Source organism: Marinoscillum sp. (assembly GCF_040222955.1).
Taxonomy (GTDB): domain Bacteria; phylum Bacteroidota; class Bacteroidia; order Cytophagales; family Cyclobacteriaceae; genus Marinoscillum.
The window spans coordinates 695,363-711,807 of the sequence record NZ_JAVKCA010000007.1; the positions used below are offsets into that span (position 1 = coordinate 695,363).

At 45.1% G+C, this 16,445-nt stretch carries 11 protein-coding genes; 5 read left to right on the plus strand and 6 right to left on the minus strand.

Features of this window, described 5'->3' with window-relative positions; translation table 11 throughout:
* Nucleotides 1-571: 571 nt before the first annotated feature.
* On the plus strand, nt 572-1,516 hold the full coding sequence (locus RIH33_RS05005; protein ID WP_406650848.1) for a pectinesterase family protein: 945 nt from the start codon (nt 572-574) through the stop codon (nt 1,514-1,516).
* Here RIH33_RS05005 and RIH33_RS05010 read toward each other — a convergent pair whose 3' ends face one another.
* On the minus strand, nt 1,517-2,713 hold the full coding sequence (locus RIH33_RS05010; protein WP_406650847.1) for a DUF4861 family protein: 1,197 nt from the start codon (nt 2,711-2,713) through the stop codon (nt 1,517-1,519).
* Nucleotides 2,714-2,990: 277 nt separating this feature from the next.
* Between RIH33_RS05010 and RIH33_RS05015 the strand changes: the two genes are divergently transcribed.
* The 4 genes from RIH33_RS05015 (at nt 2,991) to RIH33_RS05030 (ending at nt 8,427) form a co-directional block, all read left to right on the plus strand.
* Nucleotides 2,991-4,028, plus strand: a complete 1,038-nt coding sequence (locus tag RIH33_RS05015) for a LacI family DNA-binding transcriptional regulator (protein ID WP_406650846.1) — start codon at nt 2,991-2,993, stop codon at nt 4,026-4,028.
* A 98-nt stretch (nt 4,029-4,126) separates the two neighbouring features.
* Complete coding sequence (locus RIH33_RS05020; RefSeq protein ID WP_406650845.1) at nt 4,127-5,542, plus strand: tagaturonate reductase; 1,416 nt, start codon at nt 4,127-4,129, stop codon at nt 5,540-5,542.
* Nucleotides 5,542-7,203 carry a UxaA family hydrolase gene (locus RIH33_RS05025; protein ID WP_406650844.1) on the plus strand — a complete coding sequence of 554 codons (1,662 nt, stop codon included), beginning with the start codon at nt 5,542-5,544 and terminating at the stop codon, nt 7,201-7,203. Before RIH33_RS05020 ends, RIH33_RS05025 begins: the two co-directional genes overlap by 1 nt.
* 33 nt (nt 7,204-7,236) lie before the next feature.
* Nucleotides 7,237-8,427 carry a glycoside hydrolase family 105 protein gene (locus RIH33_RS05030; RefSeq protein WP_406650843.1) on the plus strand — a complete coding sequence of 397 codons (1,191 nt, stop codon included), beginning with the start codon at nt 7,237-7,239 and terminating at the stop codon, nt 8,425-8,427.
* A 178-nt stretch (nt 8,428-8,605) separates the two neighbouring features.
* Here RIH33_RS05030 and RIH33_RS05035 read toward each other — a convergent pair whose 3' ends face one another.
* The 5 genes from RIH33_RS05035 to RIH33_RS05055 all read right to left on the minus strand — a co-directional run bounded on the left by RIH33_RS05035 (nt 8,606) and on the right by RIH33_RS05055 (nt 16,439).
* Nucleotides 8,606-9,505 carry a PfkB family carbohydrate kinase gene (locus RIH33_RS05035; protein WP_406658695.1) on the minus strand — a complete coding sequence of 300 codons (900 nt, stop codon included), beginning with the start codon at nt 9,503-9,505 and terminating at the stop codon, nt 8,606-8,608.
* A gap of 49 nt (nt 9,506-9,554) precedes the next feature.
* Nucleotides 9,555-11,186 (minus strand): GH32 C-terminal domain-containing protein, encoded by a 1,632-nt coding sequence (locus RIH33_RS05040; protein ID WP_406650841.1) that lies wholly within the window; start codon nt 11,184-11,186, stop codon nt 9,555-9,557.
* Nucleotides 11,187-11,240: 54 nt separating this feature from the next.
* Nucleotides 11,241-12,752 carry a glycoside hydrolase family 32 protein gene (locus tag RIH33_RS05045; protein WP_406650840.1) on the minus strand — a complete coding sequence of 504 codons (1,512 nt, stop codon included), beginning with the start codon at nt 12,750-12,752 and terminating at the stop codon, nt 11,241-11,243.
* Between the two features lie 114 nt (nt 12,753-12,866).
* Nucleotides 12,867-15,107 (minus strand): GH32 C-terminal domain-containing protein, encoded by a 2,241-nt coding sequence (locus RIH33_RS05050; protein ID WP_406650839.1) that lies wholly within the window; start codon nt 15,105-15,107, stop codon nt 12,867-12,869.
* Nucleotides 15,108-15,167: 60 nt separating this feature from the next.
* A complete protein-coding gene (locus RIH33_RS05055) occupies nt 15,168-16,439 on the minus strand; it encodes a DUF4960 domain-containing protein (RefSeq protein ID WP_406650838.1) in 1,272 nt (423 codons plus the stop codon).
* Nucleotides 16,440-16,445 lie beyond the last annotated feature (6 nt).

Sequence of the window (16,445 nt, forward strand, 5' to 3'; positions counted from 1 at the left end):
TGATTTTAGTACACATAATTCATCATATTATAGGTTAGTGGATTTATTAAAAGGTAATGTGATTAAAATCTGAACTCACATTTTGTGTAATCGATTGCACTCTGCGATCAAAAAAAAGATTCTCCCATGAGCCTGAAAGCCCGAAATGTAATGTTGACCCGTAGAATTTATTCATAATCTTCATTCTTTTTGGTTGAAAAAGTTCCTCTAAACAAATGAATTATTCTGATAAATCCGAATTTAACAATTATTAATTATTCAATATTTACGGAATTAACCAGCTCAGCAAATCAGTTATTTACTCATTTCGCCTATTTATTTTAACGATTTTACAATAATATAAGCAAAGCATTGAGCATTAACATGCAATTAACTCTAATCATTGTAAGCATCTCTTATTACAATATTTAAATCTCATTCATACCCATGTATTTCCATTTATTTTTTTCACCTCAATGCACCCTGATTCGATCACTCTCTCCTCGCCAATCCTTTCATTACCGCTCATTTTGTGCTATCCTTTGCACACAATTTGACCTGATCATCATTCACTTTGTTCATATTTCTGAAAATGAGAAAACTCTGGCTATTCACCCTCATGGTCGTCATATCATTCGATGGATTGGCTCAGTATGCCACTGAAATAGTGGTAGACAAATCCGGACAAGGAGATTTCACCTCCATTCAGGAAGCCATCTATTCGACTAAAGCTTTCCCGGAACAGGACATTACCATTTATATTAAGAATGGAGTTTATCGAGAAAAGGTGACCATTTTCTCCTGGAACAACAGGCTCACCCTGAAAGGAGAAAGTACCGATAGTACAAGGATCCTTTGGGGTGACCATTTCGCCTCGATAAACCTTGGAAGAAACAGCACTTTTCACACATTTACTCTCAAAGTAGAGGCCAACGATGTTCGATTGCAAAACCTAACAATTATAAACAGCTCTGGCCCAATAGGTCAGGCAATAGCATTGTACCTGGAAGGAGATAGAATTCAGTTGATCAATTGTAATATCCAGGGGCATCAGGATACGGTCTATACAGCCGGAGAAGGTTTCAGGCAATACTTTAAGGATTGTTACATTTCAGGAACTACCGATTTCATCTTTGGAGGAGCCACTGTCATCTTCGAAAACTGCACCATTGTGTCCAGGTCAAACTCGTACATCACCGCAGCCTCCACCCCTAAATCTGCTCAATTTGGTTTGGTATTTTTGAAATGCAGAATTACTAAAATGGATGAATCTGTGAACAAGGTTTATCTGGGAAGGCCATGGAGGAGTTATGCAAAAACTGCATTCATTGAATGCTATATGGAAAATCACATTCTCCCTGTTGGTTGGCACAACTGGGGGTCTGCCGAAAAAGAAACCACAGTAAGCTATGCTGAGTATGCCTCTAAAGGCCCCGGAGCTCACATGAATGAACGAGCAAGGTGGGCAACAATCCTGAACCCAACAACAGCTGCCAATTATGAACTTGAAGTTATTTTCAATGGATGGATACCTTAATTAATCAACGGCTAGAACCTGAAGTGGCTGATTGAGGCGAAGGACCTCTTTCCTTAATAAAGTCATGAAGCTATCCATTGATTGGATAGGATTGGTACCTTTCTCCCAGACCGCCATAAAGTGATAAGTAACTTCCTCTGATGGATTAAACAAAACTACGTGACTTCCTGCTCCATCAACTACCTCACTAATGGAAGGTGTTTCCACAATCACTGCAAGCCCCAGCTTGTCATCGTTCAAGCTAAACTTGCCATATGTCGCAAAAATGTGATAATTATCAACCACTTCATTGACGTACTCCTCCCCAACATTCTTAACCAGCCCCGTACAGAAACCATCTATTGGATTGCTAAAGCTTATTGAATGAGTGGTCAATGCAGAGCCTGCCTGAATGCTAATGGCAGACCTCAAATCAGTGCGATCACCCCCATCGGCCCATCCATAATAGTTAGTCCTGATTGCTGACTCCAGTAATCCATTCTTCACAATCTGACAGGTTACTGAATCAACCACCCTAAATCGATGAAGGGTGTCATTCCTAAATTGTCCGATTGAGCCCAGGCCTAAAGTCTTCCCCACCTTCAGCAAGTCCATCCCCCACTCACTCAATTCGTGATAAGAGTCAAAGCCATCCAGACCTACACTTTGCAAAACCGGTTCCGGCTTCAACTTTCCAAACACATCCATTCCATTTCTCCAATCCAGATAAAAGCGGTAAGCCATTTGGTCCGATTCCCAGCCCGGCCCTTCATACCTGACAAAATAGGTGTGATCAGTGTGCTGATCAGGTACCCTTAAAAAATCAAGGTTCACAAATGATCCGCCAACGTATTCCTTCTCCGTCCATGCTCCTCCCTGCTTGACGGATAACTCCGCCTGAGTCATTTTGCTGAAATTGGTAGAGCCATTTGAGGTCACTATCTCCAAATTTGTAGTCTCTCCAGGCTCAAGCTCTAGTAGCACCAGGGCTTTCTCAATCATGCCATCTTCATTTTCATCAATAAATTCTGTCGGTACTGTTCTTCCATTAAGTAGCCCTTGCAATGGTTTTTCTGCATCCACATTCAACGCCATAGTAATCACCTCCTTCCGGGCTAAATCCGATGGGTTACGAATAGCAATAGAAGCCATCGGGACATCACCGGTACAAGAAAACAGACATGAAAGGCCAAAAAACAAGATAGGAATGAATTTCATTTTGTGAAAATAGTAAGGATTAAAGGTCACTGACCCATTGGTACAAATGGGAAATCTATGTGAATTCACTCAAATGCGCAATCGTTTACACATTTTTAATGAATTGATCTTGTCAAATTTGTTGTTTCACCAGAAAAATGGTTAATATGAACCTTTAAATTGATTAGCTTCAGGAAATTGTGAAGTATGGTTTTATAACTGCAACCAGAAATTCATTACCGCAAACAGAGCCACAATTAGTGACTACATTCGCGCTGTCTGTACAAATAACAAAAGTTTGAAAGGAAAAAAGACCACCATTCATGAGATTGCAAAAGAGCTGAATACCACCGCATCTACGGTATCCAGAGCCCTGAATAATAACCCGCGAATCAGTGAGGAAACCAAAAAGAAGGTTTTTGCTATGGCCGAAAAACTGGGCTATGAACCCAATACCATGGCCGCCTCACTGCGCAAAGGACGATCACAAATCATCGGAATCATAGTACCCTATGCTGACCGGATATTCTTCTCCTCAGTCATCAGGGGCATCGAGGAGGAAGTGAAAAAATCTGGTTATAATGTTATTATTTGTCAGTCGTACGAGAAAATTGAAAATGAGATAGATGATGTGAATGCACTCCTATCGGCTCAGGTGGCTGGTATTATCATCTCCCTGTCACGGGAAACAAGTACCTATGAGCACCTGAAAAAAGTCATCCAGAAGAACAAAACACTGGTACTTTTTGACCGGACAACTGATGCGCTCAACACTTCCTGTGTGGCCATTGATGACTATCAGGGCGCCTATTCCTCTGTCAGCCACCTGATAGAAAATGGCTACAAGAAAATCGCTTTCTTTTCAGGTAATAAGAAGGTCAGTATCTTCAGAGAGCGTTTCAGGGGCTACCTGGCAGCTTTGAAAGACCATGATTTGCCAGTGGTGGATGATTATATCATAGAAGTACCCAGTGATGTAGAACAAGGCAAACTGGTAACTGAAAAGCTTATGTCCCTCGCGGTAAAGCCTGATGCCATATTTTCTTCCTCTGATTTTTCCGCTCTGGGAGCCACCAAATGGCTTTTGCAGAACAATTATCGCATTCCTGAGGACATAGGAATTGTCGGGTTCGGAAATGATCCCTTCACACAATACCTGGAGCCAACCATCTCTTCAGTCGACCAAAAAGGCAAGGAAATGGGCAAAACCGCGGCACAGGTCTTTCTGGAGCAAGTGGAAGGAAGGAACTCAATCCACCGCAAAGTACTACTAAGCCCGGAGCTCATCATACGCGAATCGTCAACCAAACGATCAATTAACAAAATGGTAATTTAATTCGGGGATTTGGATTGCTAAATGAAAATTCTATAAATTGTGCAATCGTTTACGCAGATTAAGTAATGCTGTAGAAAACGAAAATAAGATCTGAATCAATGAAAAAATTAAGCATCGCAGACCGAACCGCACAGCATCCCATTAAAGCCATTCAATTTGGAGAGGGCAACTTTCTCAGGGCATTTGTAGAGTGGATGATAGAACTACTCAATGAGCAATCCGATTTCAACGGGAGTGTAGCCATCGTGCAACCTCTAGAGAATGGACTTATACACCTGCTCAAAGCGCAGGACGGACTCTATCACCATGTAAGACAAGGCATTGAAAATGGAGAAACCATCGATGAGGTAAAATTGATCCAGTGCGTATCCACGCTTGTCAACCCTTTCGAAGAGCAAGCCGAGTATTTTGCGCTGGCGGAGATTCCCTCTGTGCGGCTTATTTTCTCCAATACCACTGAAGCTGGTATTGTCTTTGACGATTCGGACCGCCCGGAAGCCGGTCAGCTGGCCAATACCTTTCCCGGCAAGCTCACCCAACTACTCAAACACAGGTTCGATCATTTTGAAGGGGACAAAGGCAAAGGTGTGGCGATGATACCCTGTGAGCTCATTGAGCAAAACGGAACCAAACTAAAGAAATGCATTGCTCAATATATTGACCTATGGAATCTGGGCGAAGATTTTCAGACCTGGGTAAATGAAACCTGTGCATTCGCCAATACGCTGGTAGACAGAATTGTGCCCGGATACCCCAAAGATGAGATTGAAACCCTCACCGAGCGCATCGGCATCCAGGATCAGTTGGTGGTAAAGTCAGAGTCTTTCCACCTGTTTGTAATCGAAGCACCTGAGTTTGTTCAGGAACTCTTCCCTGCCCACCGCCTGGGATTAAATGTGAAGTACGTCAAGGACATCACGCCTTACCGCACGCAAAAAGTTCGCATCCTGAATGGCGCTCATACCTCCATGGTACCTATAGGACTGCTCTATGGTCTGGAAACCGTCAGTGAAACCATTGATGATGCCGAAACCGGTAAACTGATGCGGGAGATCATTTTTGACGAAATTGTAGCCACGATTCAAATACCCGGGGAAGATCCAAAAGAGTTTGCAGATCAGGTGATTTCAAGGTTTAAAAACCCCTTTATCAGGCATGAACTCACGGCTATTTCACTTAACTCAATCGCCAAGTTTAAAGTGCGGGTGCTTCCAACCATACTGGATTACCTCAGTATCAAAGGACACCTTCCCAATAAACTCATTTTCTCGCTGGCATGTCTGATTCATTTGTACCTGCGGGACACTCATAGCCTCAAGGATGATGAAACTTATTTGAATTTCTTTGAGTCTATCAAATCAGATGAGCCCGAAACATTGGTGAAAAAGGTGCTGGCCAATTCATCACTTTGGGATCAGGATCTTTCTGTTATCGAAGGTCTGTCCGATTTGCTGACAACACACTTTAAAGCCATTGCTTCTGAGCAATTGAAAGAGGTATTACTGAACATGTAATGATGATACAAGCAATTACCATCCACGAGAAAGACGATCTGGCAGTAGCCCTTACTGATCTTCAAAAAGGAACTGAGGTCACGGTGAATGGCACGACCATCACCCTTCAACACACCATTAATGCCAAGCACAAATTTGCCATGAAGGATTTTCAGGCAGGTGAAGAAGTGCACATGTATAATGTGACGGTGGGCAGAGCAAAAGAGGCCATCAAAGCCGGGGGAGCTGTGACCACAGCCAATCTGACACACCAGTCAGAGTCCTTCAGTGCAGAAGATAAAAGTTCAGAGCCTTTTCAATGGACTGCTCCGGATACCTCTCCGTGGAAAGACACCACCTTTATGGGCTATCACCGCAAGGATGGGCAGGTGGGGACGGCTAACTATTGGTTAGTCTTTCCATTGGTATTTTGTGAAAACAGAAACATAGAAACGATCAAAAAAGCTTTTGATAAAGCCCTTGGTTTTGAAAAGCAAGACCCCTACGTGGCGCTGGTGCAAAACATGGTGGATCGCTTTGAGAAAAACGAACTGGGTGATGGATCTTCATTGGATTTCAAACTGGAGACCATCACACCATCCAGAAAAGCACGGGTGTTTGAAAACATTGATGGCATCAGGTTTCTCACCCATCAGGGTGGATGTGGAGGCACTCGCCAGGATGCAGAGACACTTTGCCGACTGTTATCCGGCTATGTGAATAATCCCAATGTGGCTGGTGCTACAGTGCTCAGTCTTGGGTGCCAGAATGCCCAGGTCAAAATGTTTACTGACGCCCTGCACAGTATCAACCCTACCATCGATAAGCCGATCATTATTCATGATCAGCAGGATACGGGAAGAGAGCAGGAGTTAATCAAAAATTCCATCACCGAAACCTTTATGGCACTGGTAGAAGCCAATAAGCAAACCAGGCAGCCAGCTCCACTCAGCAAGCTGACCATCGGGCTGGAATGTGGTGGATCAGATGGGTTTTCAGGTATTTCGGCCAACCCGGCCATCGGCTACACCTCCGACCTGGTCGTAGCTCTTGGAGGCAAGGCCATCCTGTCGGAATTTCCCGAGCTATGCGGTGTGGAGCAAGAGCTCATTAACAGAATGGATACTCAGAAATTGGCGGTCAAGTTTGTGGACATCATGCGGAGGTATGAAAAAGCAGCCGTAGAAGCCGGATCTGGTTTTGATATGAACCCGTCTCCTGGCAACATCAAAGATGGCCTGATTACAGACGCGATGAAGTCTGCCGGAGCAGCCAAAAAAGGAGGCACCTCCCCTGTCCGGGATATTTTGGACTACACTGAATATGCCAACAAACCTGGTTTGAACCTGCTGTGTACTCCTGGAAACGATGTGGAGTCTACCACAGGCCTGGCCGGATCCGGGGCCAATGTGATCCTCTTCACTACCGGCCTGGGCACACCCACCGGCAATCCGATTTCTCCGGTTCTCAAGCTTTCGTCCAATTCAAAATTGGCAGCCAAAATGCCGGACATCATCGACATAGACACCGGTAAGGTCATCACAGGAGAAAAAACCATAGAAGAAATGGGCAGTGAAATCCTGAATTACATAATAGAGGTGGCCAGTGGTCGTAAAACAGCCAAAGCCATGGACCTGGAGCAGTTTGACTTCATACCATGGAAGCGAGGCGTATCCCTTTGATCTATTAAATCCAGAACCAGAAAAAACCAAACCATGAAAAACCTACTCTACTTAGGCGCGACTATCCTGCTGGCCTGTTGCAATACGCCGAAAGAAACTGCACAGGAAAAACAGGCAGAGGTTCCATTATATGTGCAAATGGCTGACTCTGAGATGAAACGTACCCCAGATCCCAGACTGCTGGATTTCAGAGAAAAGCCAAAGTGGGAATACACCAATGGGTTGGTGTGTCTCTCGTTTTTCAAAGTATGGAAAAGAACAGGAGATGACAGGTTTTTAGATTATGGGAAGTCTTATATGGACTCCATGATCACCGATGAAGGGAAAATTCTTACCTATAAGCTCAGTGACTACAACATCGACCGAATCAACCCTGGAAGGTTCCTGATAGAACTCAACCAGATAACTCCCAAGCCCGAGTACAAAATGGCCATTGAAACACTGCGTGAACAGATGCGCAATCATCCACGCACCGCTGAGGGAGGATTCTGGCACAAAAAACGCTACCCTTCTCAGATGTGGCTGGATGGGCTCTACATGGGCAGCCCGTTTCTGGCGCAATATGCCCAACTTTATGATGAACCAGCGCTCTTTGACGATGTAGCTAACCAGTTCCGGCTGATCGATAAATATGCTTACAGTAATGAGACGGGGCTATACTACCATGGCTGGGATGAAAGCCGGGAGCAAAAATGGGCCGACCCTGAAACAGGCTTGTCACCAGAGTTTTGGGGGCGGGCCATGGGCTGGTTTTCGATGGCTGTTGTGGATGTACTGGACTACTTCCCGGAGGATCATCCTCAGCGAGACAGCCTCATTGTGATCGTAAACAAAATAGCCCGGGGAATCCAAAAGCATCAGGATCCGGCTTCCGGGGTGTGGTGGCAGGTGCTGGACAAAGGCGGCAAAGCTGGCAATTACCTGGAAGCTTCATGCTCCAGCATGTTTACCTACTTTCTGGCTAAGTCTATTCAAAAAGGATACCTCGATAGCAGCTATCAGGCAATGACCAAAAAAGCTTATGCTGGTCTGCTCAGGGAGTTTATCAAAGAGAATGAAGATGGCACCATCAGCCTTACCAACGTATGTGGTGTGGCCGGACTGGGTGGTGATCCTTACCGTGAGGGCACCTATGAGTACTACGTGGGTGAAATCAAACGAGACAATGACCCGAAGGGTGTCGGGCCATTTATTATGGCGTCACTTTGGATGCAGAGTCTCTAGCTTACAGTTTATCGTCCTATAGCGCTGCTTCGGCTAGACTCGCAATGAGCCATTAATCCGTTGTTTCGACAACTGGAGATAATTTCATAACGTGCAAATTCCTTGTAATATAGATTTAGGAAACTAAAACCTGATATGGCCTGTATTTTAGAATCATTTCTAATGAGATAGCTTCTGTTCAGCCTTCACTCAATATCTCGATCTTTCGTCTGAACTGCTCCGGATAGATCTGAATGGCACCACTGTCAGACACCCCAAAACCACCCACCAGATTGCCCATGCGTGCCGAGTGTCTAGGAGCTTTAGTCCTTAGGTAGGTATTCAGAAAGGCCGCACAAAATGCATCACCAGCTCCGACACTGTCTTTTACCGGCATCATTTTAGCACTTACCCTATAGTGTTCGCTACGGGTGCGAATCACACAGCCCTGACCCCCACCAGTAATAATCAGCAAATCGATGTTTGGGTAATCCGCTAGAATCCGAACCGTGAAATCATCCTGGCTCATCTCTGACTCGTATAGCAATGAGCTCAACACCCTCACCTCTTCATCATTCATCTTAGCTATGGTGCAGTAGCCAAATGAAGACTCAATCACCTCTTTGGTATAGGCATCCCGGCGCAAATTCACATCATAAAATATGGTATTGAACGATCCTCTGGCCATGATGAAATCCATCGCTGCTTTGGATACGGGGTGTCGCTGGGCGAGTGTACCGAAGTAAAACGCCCCATATTCGTTCAGTTTGGCTGTATCTATGCCGGACTGCTCGATGTAGTCATAGGCGACATCATTTCTGATGCGGTAGGTGGGCTGACCCTCCTCCAAAAACACCATCACCCGACCGGTGAGGTGGCTATTTCGCTGTACAAAATCCTGACCCACACCGAGTTTGGTCATCTCCTCCACGGCCTGATCGCCAAGCTTATCTGTACCAACAGCCGTGACAATAGACGCCTCTCTACCGCACTGCACCATATGCGCTGCGAAATTGACCGGTGCTCCGCCAAAATGTTTATATCCTTCTATGAAGTCCCATAACACTTCCCCAAAGGCCAATACTTTTGTGTTTTCCATCTGCTGATTAGAGTTAATATTCGCCCTCCCGTGGGAGGGCGAATGTCTATTAAGGTGTTGTAACTTCGATATTTGTAAAGGTCACGTCGCTGTGATCTGCGAAGATGCCCCAGTTGGTACCCGGCGCCCGATAAATTCGAGAAGAAAGTGCCACGTCATCGTTGATATAAACGACTACCATTGAGTTTTCAATAACGATTCTTACATTGTAATCAACGCCTGGACTCAACGTGACAGGCACATCATTGTCCGGAACCGTGCTGGCATCAAGGTTAGGCCTATTGGTCTTGTCAAAGCTGAACCTATTCTCCTGAGGGACAAACCTTAGACTGAACAGGTCATTCCAACCATCGCAGGCACCTACCATAAATCCAAAATCACGAGCCGACGAGACATAATTAACTGTGGCACTGATCTCATAGCGCTCAGCCATCACAGGATCAAAAATAACATTAGTCATGTCATAATCTGCCGGACTGTATAGCCTATAACTATGTGACCCGGTCTGTGTATTGGTGACATCTCCCCACTGACTATTTTTAACTATGGTATAGGGAGTGGTTTCGAGGTGATTTTCCACTGTATGCGGGATCGTCACGGCCAAATCCCCATTGCCCTTCTGAAATAACTTATGCACCACCAGGTTGCCACCCCAGCCGGGGTTTCCACCATCTGTGTGTCCAATATTGACATGCGTCCAGCCCATCAGGTAGCGATCATAACCATCTGATACTGACTTGGCAGCATAAATTCCCTTTCCCTCAAACCGCTCAATTCCAGCGGGCTTGCTCCATGGTCCATTTGCCGACGAGGATTTGCGATAGTAAACATACTTGGTGTCGATATCCGAAAACAGCAGGTAGTAGGTGCTGTTGATTTTAAACACCTCAGCGCATTCCATCATGAAATAATTGTCGGCTCCCCCGTCATAGAGTACTCCATCATAGGTCCAATTCAGGAGATTTCCAGACGTATATTTAGCCAACACACCTTTCCAGGTTCCGTTCACATCCTTTCTGGCACTAATCAGCATCACATATTCATTGTTTTGGGTATCCTCATATACGAAAGGGTCTCTGAAATTATCCTGTTCGTCAAAACCCTGTCCGGTAGGCGGGTATATAGTGCTAAAGTTCGCCTTCTTAGTAAATTGCTGATTCGGCCAGTTAGACGTAGCCAACATCACCCCCTCCTTCTTGCTCACACAGCCCGAAGGGTAATTGGGGTTGTGGCCAGTGTAAAAAGCGTAATACTTTCCACCTTTCTTGATGACACTCCCTGTCCCCACAGCGAAATCCTGATCACACCCCTGATCACTACTAGCCAGCAGCGCATCAGTGCATGTATCATCATACTCATAAAAATTATTGGTAGTAAAGCCATACCAGGGATGACGTTCATTGGATGGATCATCCCAGATATCCTTCAGATAATACACAAAAATCTCACCAGTACCTGGTTCGAAATAAGGCATTACATCTCCGATTCTGTATCCATCAGAGGTCATCGGAAAGATTTGATAATCTTCCTCTTCCGCCTGAGCAGTACAGTTTAATGAAGCTGAGGTAACAGTCTCTGACTCACTTTCAGGTCCTCCGACTTGAGTAATATGAAGCTTATCACAGCTACATACAACAGCCATCAGGGCCAAACTCATCATTTTAAGGGTTTTGTATTTCATTGGTTTATTGTTTGGTTACTCTTTTGCATACACCTGCTCAACCAATCAACCTCCTCAAATAGGCTTCTTCACCTCGATCTTTCTGTACTCAAACCTTGCCTCAATTTCAGCCTCTGAAGCTACCATCTGCACTCGCTGTAATGGCGATCTGGTGAAAAACAGATCAGTAATATTTACTTCTCCATCATTGGCAAATACCTCCATAGATGACCTATCCAGGAAAATCGATAAGTTCCTGATCCCGTCTAATGATGCCTTGTGTTGCCTGGAGAATATTGTGGCCAGGGATACATTGCCACACCCAGACCGATCCACGATAAGTTCGTTGTTGGATACACTCAAAAACAATGAGTCTTTATCCTCATTAGTAAAAACCAATTCAACCGTGCCTTCCATGGATTCGATTTGTACATCCAGTCTGTACGCTTCATTTGTTTGCATTCCCTTTTCCAACTCTGTCAATGCTCCACTTGTGCTTAACACACCAATACTTTCCATCTCTCTGATAGGCACCATGGCCAATACATGATCATTCTCTTTTCTCCTCAGGCTTACTTCCCGCGGAATCGTCATCATATTTCTTCTATTAACCAGACTTACTTTGTTGGCATATGCCCAATTGCTCATCCAGCCTACAAATAATTTTCGACCATCAGAATCGGGAATGTTGTTCCACAATACCCCGGCGTAGTTATCCGCTCCGTAATCAATCCATTTGACCTTCTCCTGATTAGTGGAAAATACACGACCATCAAACTCTCCAACAAAATATTGGGTACCAGATCCACCCTGATAACCACCAGGATTGATGCTCACCAGCATCACCCATTTCCAGTTGCCTTGATCATCCTGAATCCTAAAAAGATCAGGACACTCCCAAACCCCACCATGAGCACCTTCTTCCTTTCCAAAATCGCTCTCGTGTGTCCATTCCAAGAGGTTTTTAGAGGAATAAATGCTCACGTGATCCTTTACAGCCAAGACCATCACCCACTTGTCAAACTCTTCCATCCAGGTCACTTTTGGATCACGAAAATCTTTAATCCCAGGGTTGCTTATCACCGGATTATCCGCATATTTTGTCCAGGTTCGCCCACTATCCAGACTATAAGCCAACGCCTGATTCTGAAAAGTAATCGATCCCTTCAACTCCTCTTGCTGGTTGCTATAAGTGAAAATGGAAACCATCGCAGGGTTTAACTCAGAGCCAAATCCGGTCGTATTATCATAATCCACTACTGCGCTGCCTGAAAAAATAAACCCAAGCGAATCGGGATATAGCGCAATGGGAAGGTGCTCCCAATGAATCATATCTTCTGACACCGCGTGTCCCCAATGCATCGGCCCCCAAACATTGCTATCAGGAAAATGCTGATAGAAGAGGTGATATTCTCCTGCGTAATAGACCATCCCATTGGGGTCATTCATCCAATTGGATGGTGTCGTAAAGTGATATACGGATTGATAGCTGTCTTCTTCCGTCTGCTCGGAGTTCATAGATTTCTGCTTAAACTGACAGGACTCCATCAGACAAAACAGCACGATAAATGCGTTAAGATATTTCATAAGTATAGTGTTTTGATTCAATGATACCGTTCGCTTTTCGGCAAAGGTTGAAATCGTTTATTGTCTTATAATGAGGCACCATCTCATCCATCCACTGACACCTGGCAAAGGTCATCACCGACGAATAATGATTCTATCGGAATAATGCCTACCATCACTGATGTACTTCACCAGATAAAGACCCGGACTCAAAGTATCTGGTATCTGTACCTGATTGGCACCAGCCGATTGTGTGAAAATGACCCTGCCGCCCATATCACAGATCGATACATTACTAATATTATTCTTACCAAATGTTATATATTGACCTGCACTTACCGGATTTGGGTAAACGAATGAATGACCACCATCTACCTTAAGCGGGTCTTCCTGCACCTCCGGCCTCTGAACCTGATCAGCCGTCACTCCCCAGATAGAGGTAAGATCCCAGGCTTCTAAGGACAATAACTCGGTCGGCCCATTTTCACTAAAAAGGGACAATCCGGTACTTAAAACATTGGTGAATGCCAGTGAGCTTATGGAAGTCTGATAATCATTAGCAAACACCTCTACTGATGCCTGATCAATGAAAATATGTAAATCAAGAACACTATCCATCGGAAAATGGACCGGTGCTACTGACTTGCGCTTATAGGCAAAACTAAACGGCGTGCCTGATCGATCAAGTTCCAATGTGGATGACGCTGCATCATAAGTAATTTTAACACCTTCATTATCATCGGACTGGGCGAGGGTTATTCCAAAAACCTGATCTCTGTTGCTGACTTTAAAGGATAGTTTCAGCTCATAGACGTTCCACTCTGGCTGAAATACTGTGACCGGTAGTATTCCATCCACCTGCTGTTTTGTTATTGAATATTCGTTGCCTCGGAGCCCTTTCAACTCCTCAATAGGCTGCTGAATCAGCTGAAACCCAAATTCATTTTTTACCAGACTCAATGCTCGTGGAATGGATTGATTTCCTTTCCATGGCCGAGTGGGCACATCGCGGGCATATGTCCAGTTGCCCATCCATGCCAACCAAACCTTGCGGTTATCGTCAAAGTCATAGTTTCTAAACGTCTTCCCGGCATAAAAATCATATCCCCAATCAGCCCAGTTGGCATTTTCTGTCCGGGTGTCATACAGCTCATCAGAAAACACAATGTGATCGACCAATACATGTCCCCATCCTCCTGTGGCTTCATCTACTATCTCAATATGCCCGGTCTGCCCGATAAATTCACTCACAGACACCCCCCGCCATTGCATGATTTCAGTATTGCTGGAACTTGCTATTGACTGTACAACCTCTCCATTTACAACTAACCTGAAGCCCAATTCATTGGCTGAAGCGCCACCACCTATTTGAAAATTGATAAACGGCCTGCTAATTTCAAATTCCGGGGAAATGAGCTTCCCGGTAGAACCATCACCATTCAAAAAACTATTGACGAGACTTTTGCCTGTATATCCCATCACTTCCTGCTGATCAGAGAAGGTACCTGTAGCAGGAGCATCCCCAAAAGATTCACCCTGCACAGTCCAATCACCATATCCAGCTTCGAAATCCTCAAACACCTCTCCGCCAACGTGACTTCCCGTGAAGAAATTCTCCTCCGGGTCAATCCTAAAAGTAGTGCCATCAAAATCCCCTACCCAAAACTGCATTCGGTTGGGTCCCATGCCACAGGTCATCACCCATTTCATATTTTGGGGATCACCATTAAGTGGCAGCTCAAACAGATCTGGCACTTCCCATATTTCCTTGCGTGCGCCATACCCTTCAAAAGTGCTTTCGTAATCCCATACTTTAAGATCATCAGAAGTATAGATCCTGATGCCCCGGTCTACAGGTTTCGTAATGACCATTACCCATTTACCGGTTTGTTCATACCAAAAGACCTGTGGGTCTCTGAAATCAGGCTCATTACTTTCAATGACGGGGTTGCCATCATAGTACTCAAATGACCCATGGTTGAGACTGGTAGAAATGGCCTGATGCTGGTGACCTGTGGCATCTTCGTGCAAGGTGTAAACAGCGATCATAGCAGTATCTTCAGCTGAATTAAATCCAGCCGTGTTCTCAATATCCATCACTACAGACCCAGACCAGTTTCCGAAACCAGAGGGTGTACCATGAAGCGCATTATTATTGATTTCTTCCCAATGAACCATGTCTTCAGAACGCAGGTGTCCCCACCAAAACAGGTGGTACTTACCACCGAATTTCATAGGCCCATTTGGGTCACCCATGAAACCACTGCGAGGAGAAGCGTGATACTGTGGCCGATACATCTCCGTATACACATCCTGCGCACAGAGTTTGCCTGCCACACACATCAACATCAACAAACGTATAAATATCCTTGTCATAATTGGGATTTAAATAGAACAAGTAGCCATGCCAGGCGGCACGGCTACTCGCAAAAATGTTTATTCCTCCAGGGCCTTATCTGCCAGATACAGCAGGCTGTTTTTTGTAAGAGATGGAATGTTATCATTGTTAGTAACATCACCTACATACCAGTCGTATGTACCGCCCAAAATGGCAATTACGGTTCCCTTATTACCACTTGCAGCCCATTCCACCATTTGAGGCTCGTTTTGTCCACAATTTTCAACCAGGATGGATGCTCCTGTCATTTCTTCAAAGGCAGCACGACGATCATCCAATGGATCAGTATCACCATTTGGTGCCCATGGACCAAAGTTGAGGTTGTATTGGTTAGATCTGTTTTTCTTCTTAGTGCCAGACTCCAGCGTGATAAAAAATGGCGCAGGGCACCCTTCATCAGTACTCGTCACAATGCCGCTAAACAAAGGACTAGAGGTTTCTCCGGCCCATCTTACTCCCCAGGCTCCGTCAGTAGCACCTTCATCCACAGCCAACCCTCCAAAGGAATTGTTGGGAGCAAGGTCAGCAGAAGCTACTACACCTATTTCGTCTACCATTGACCCTGCGAAGTTGCCTAAAAACAGGTTACCTCCTGCTTCATAATAGGTCTTGACAGCAGCTACAAAATCAGCGGACAAAGTCTCACAAGGCGTGTCAAACCCAATCCCTGATTCCATCAACAGGCAGTGATTTGAATTGTTTGGGAACTGAGCGACTTCACCGCCCCACCAGCCTCCATCAAACTGAATCCATACGGCATGATACCCACTAAGATCGGCACCACCAGCCACGTCCTCTATGGAGTGATAGGCCACCTCTGTAGTGGAAGACGCCATATTCTCTGCAAACCATGTGGCAGCCTCCTGATCATCATTGAGATCAAAGTCTGAACCATCCAGGACATCCCAGGAAGCTGCAGTATTCTCTGCTGCCACACCTACGAAAGCAATCTTCCTCAAATCCGCCTGTGAAATAGAAACTGTATACGCTACGGAAATGCTACCAGACTTGTCAGTCACGGTATAAACCACAGGTTCGGTGAAATCAACCGCCGAGCCAGACTCGGGGCTTACACTTGCACCCTCAGACACAGTTACTACCGGAGTGACCGCTGTAATATCTGCTGCGGCCGGCAGCTCCAGCATAACCGTCTTATCTGCTTCATCAATAGATCCACTAATTTCGTCTACCGTGAAACTGATCATAAATGCATCACCAGGAGTGACTTCCTCATCCTTACATGAGATTACCATCATAGTAGCTGCTACCATGAGCAAAGCCACCAAAAACTTCATATTTGTCTTCATCATCTTCAT

What these genes read in the sequence shown, in the direction of transcription:
- RIH33_RS05040 (WP_406650841.1), bottom strand. Translation starts at nt 11,186, where the DNA reads ATGAAATACAAAACCCTTAAAATGATGAGTTTGGCCCTGATGGCTGTT.
- RIH33_RS05055 (WP_406650838.1), bottom strand. Translation starts at nt 16,439, where the DNA reads ATGATGAAGACAAATATGAAGTTTTTGGTGGCTTTGCTCATGGTAGCA.
- RIH33_RS05030 (WP_406650843.1), top strand. Translation starts at nt 7,237, where the DNA reads ATGAAAAACCTACTCTACTTAGGCGCGACTATCCTGCTGGCCTGTTGC.
- RIH33_RS05005 (WP_406650848.1), top strand. Translation starts at nt 572, where the DNA reads ATGAGAAAACTCTGGCTATTCACCCTCATGGTCGTCATATCATTCGAT.
- RIH33_RS05020 (WP_406650845.1), top strand. Translation starts at nt 4,127, where the DNA reads ATGAAAAAATTAAGCATCGCAGACCGAACCGCACAGCATCCCATTAAA.
- RIH33_RS05025 (WP_406650844.1), top strand. Translation starts at nt 5,542, where the DNA reads ATGATGATACAAGCAATTACCATCCACGAGAAAGACGATCTGGCAGTA.
- RIH33_RS05035 (WP_406658695.1), bottom strand. Translation starts at nt 9,505, where the DNA reads ATGGAAAACACAAAAGTATTGGCCTTTGGGGAAGTGTTATGGGACTTC.
- RIH33_RS05045 (WP_406650840.1), bottom strand. Translation starts at nt 12,752, where the DNA reads ATGAAATATCTTAACGCATTTATCGTGCTGTTTTGTCTGATGGAGTCC.
- RIH33_RS05010 (WP_406650847.1), bottom strand. Translation starts at nt 2,713, where the DNA reads ATGAAATTCATTCCTATCTTGTTTTTTGGCCTTTCATGTCTGTTTTCT.
- RIH33_RS05050 (WP_406650839.1), bottom strand. Translation starts at nt 15,107, where the DNA reads ATGACAAGGATATTTATACGTTTGTTGATGTTGATGTGTGTGGCAGGC.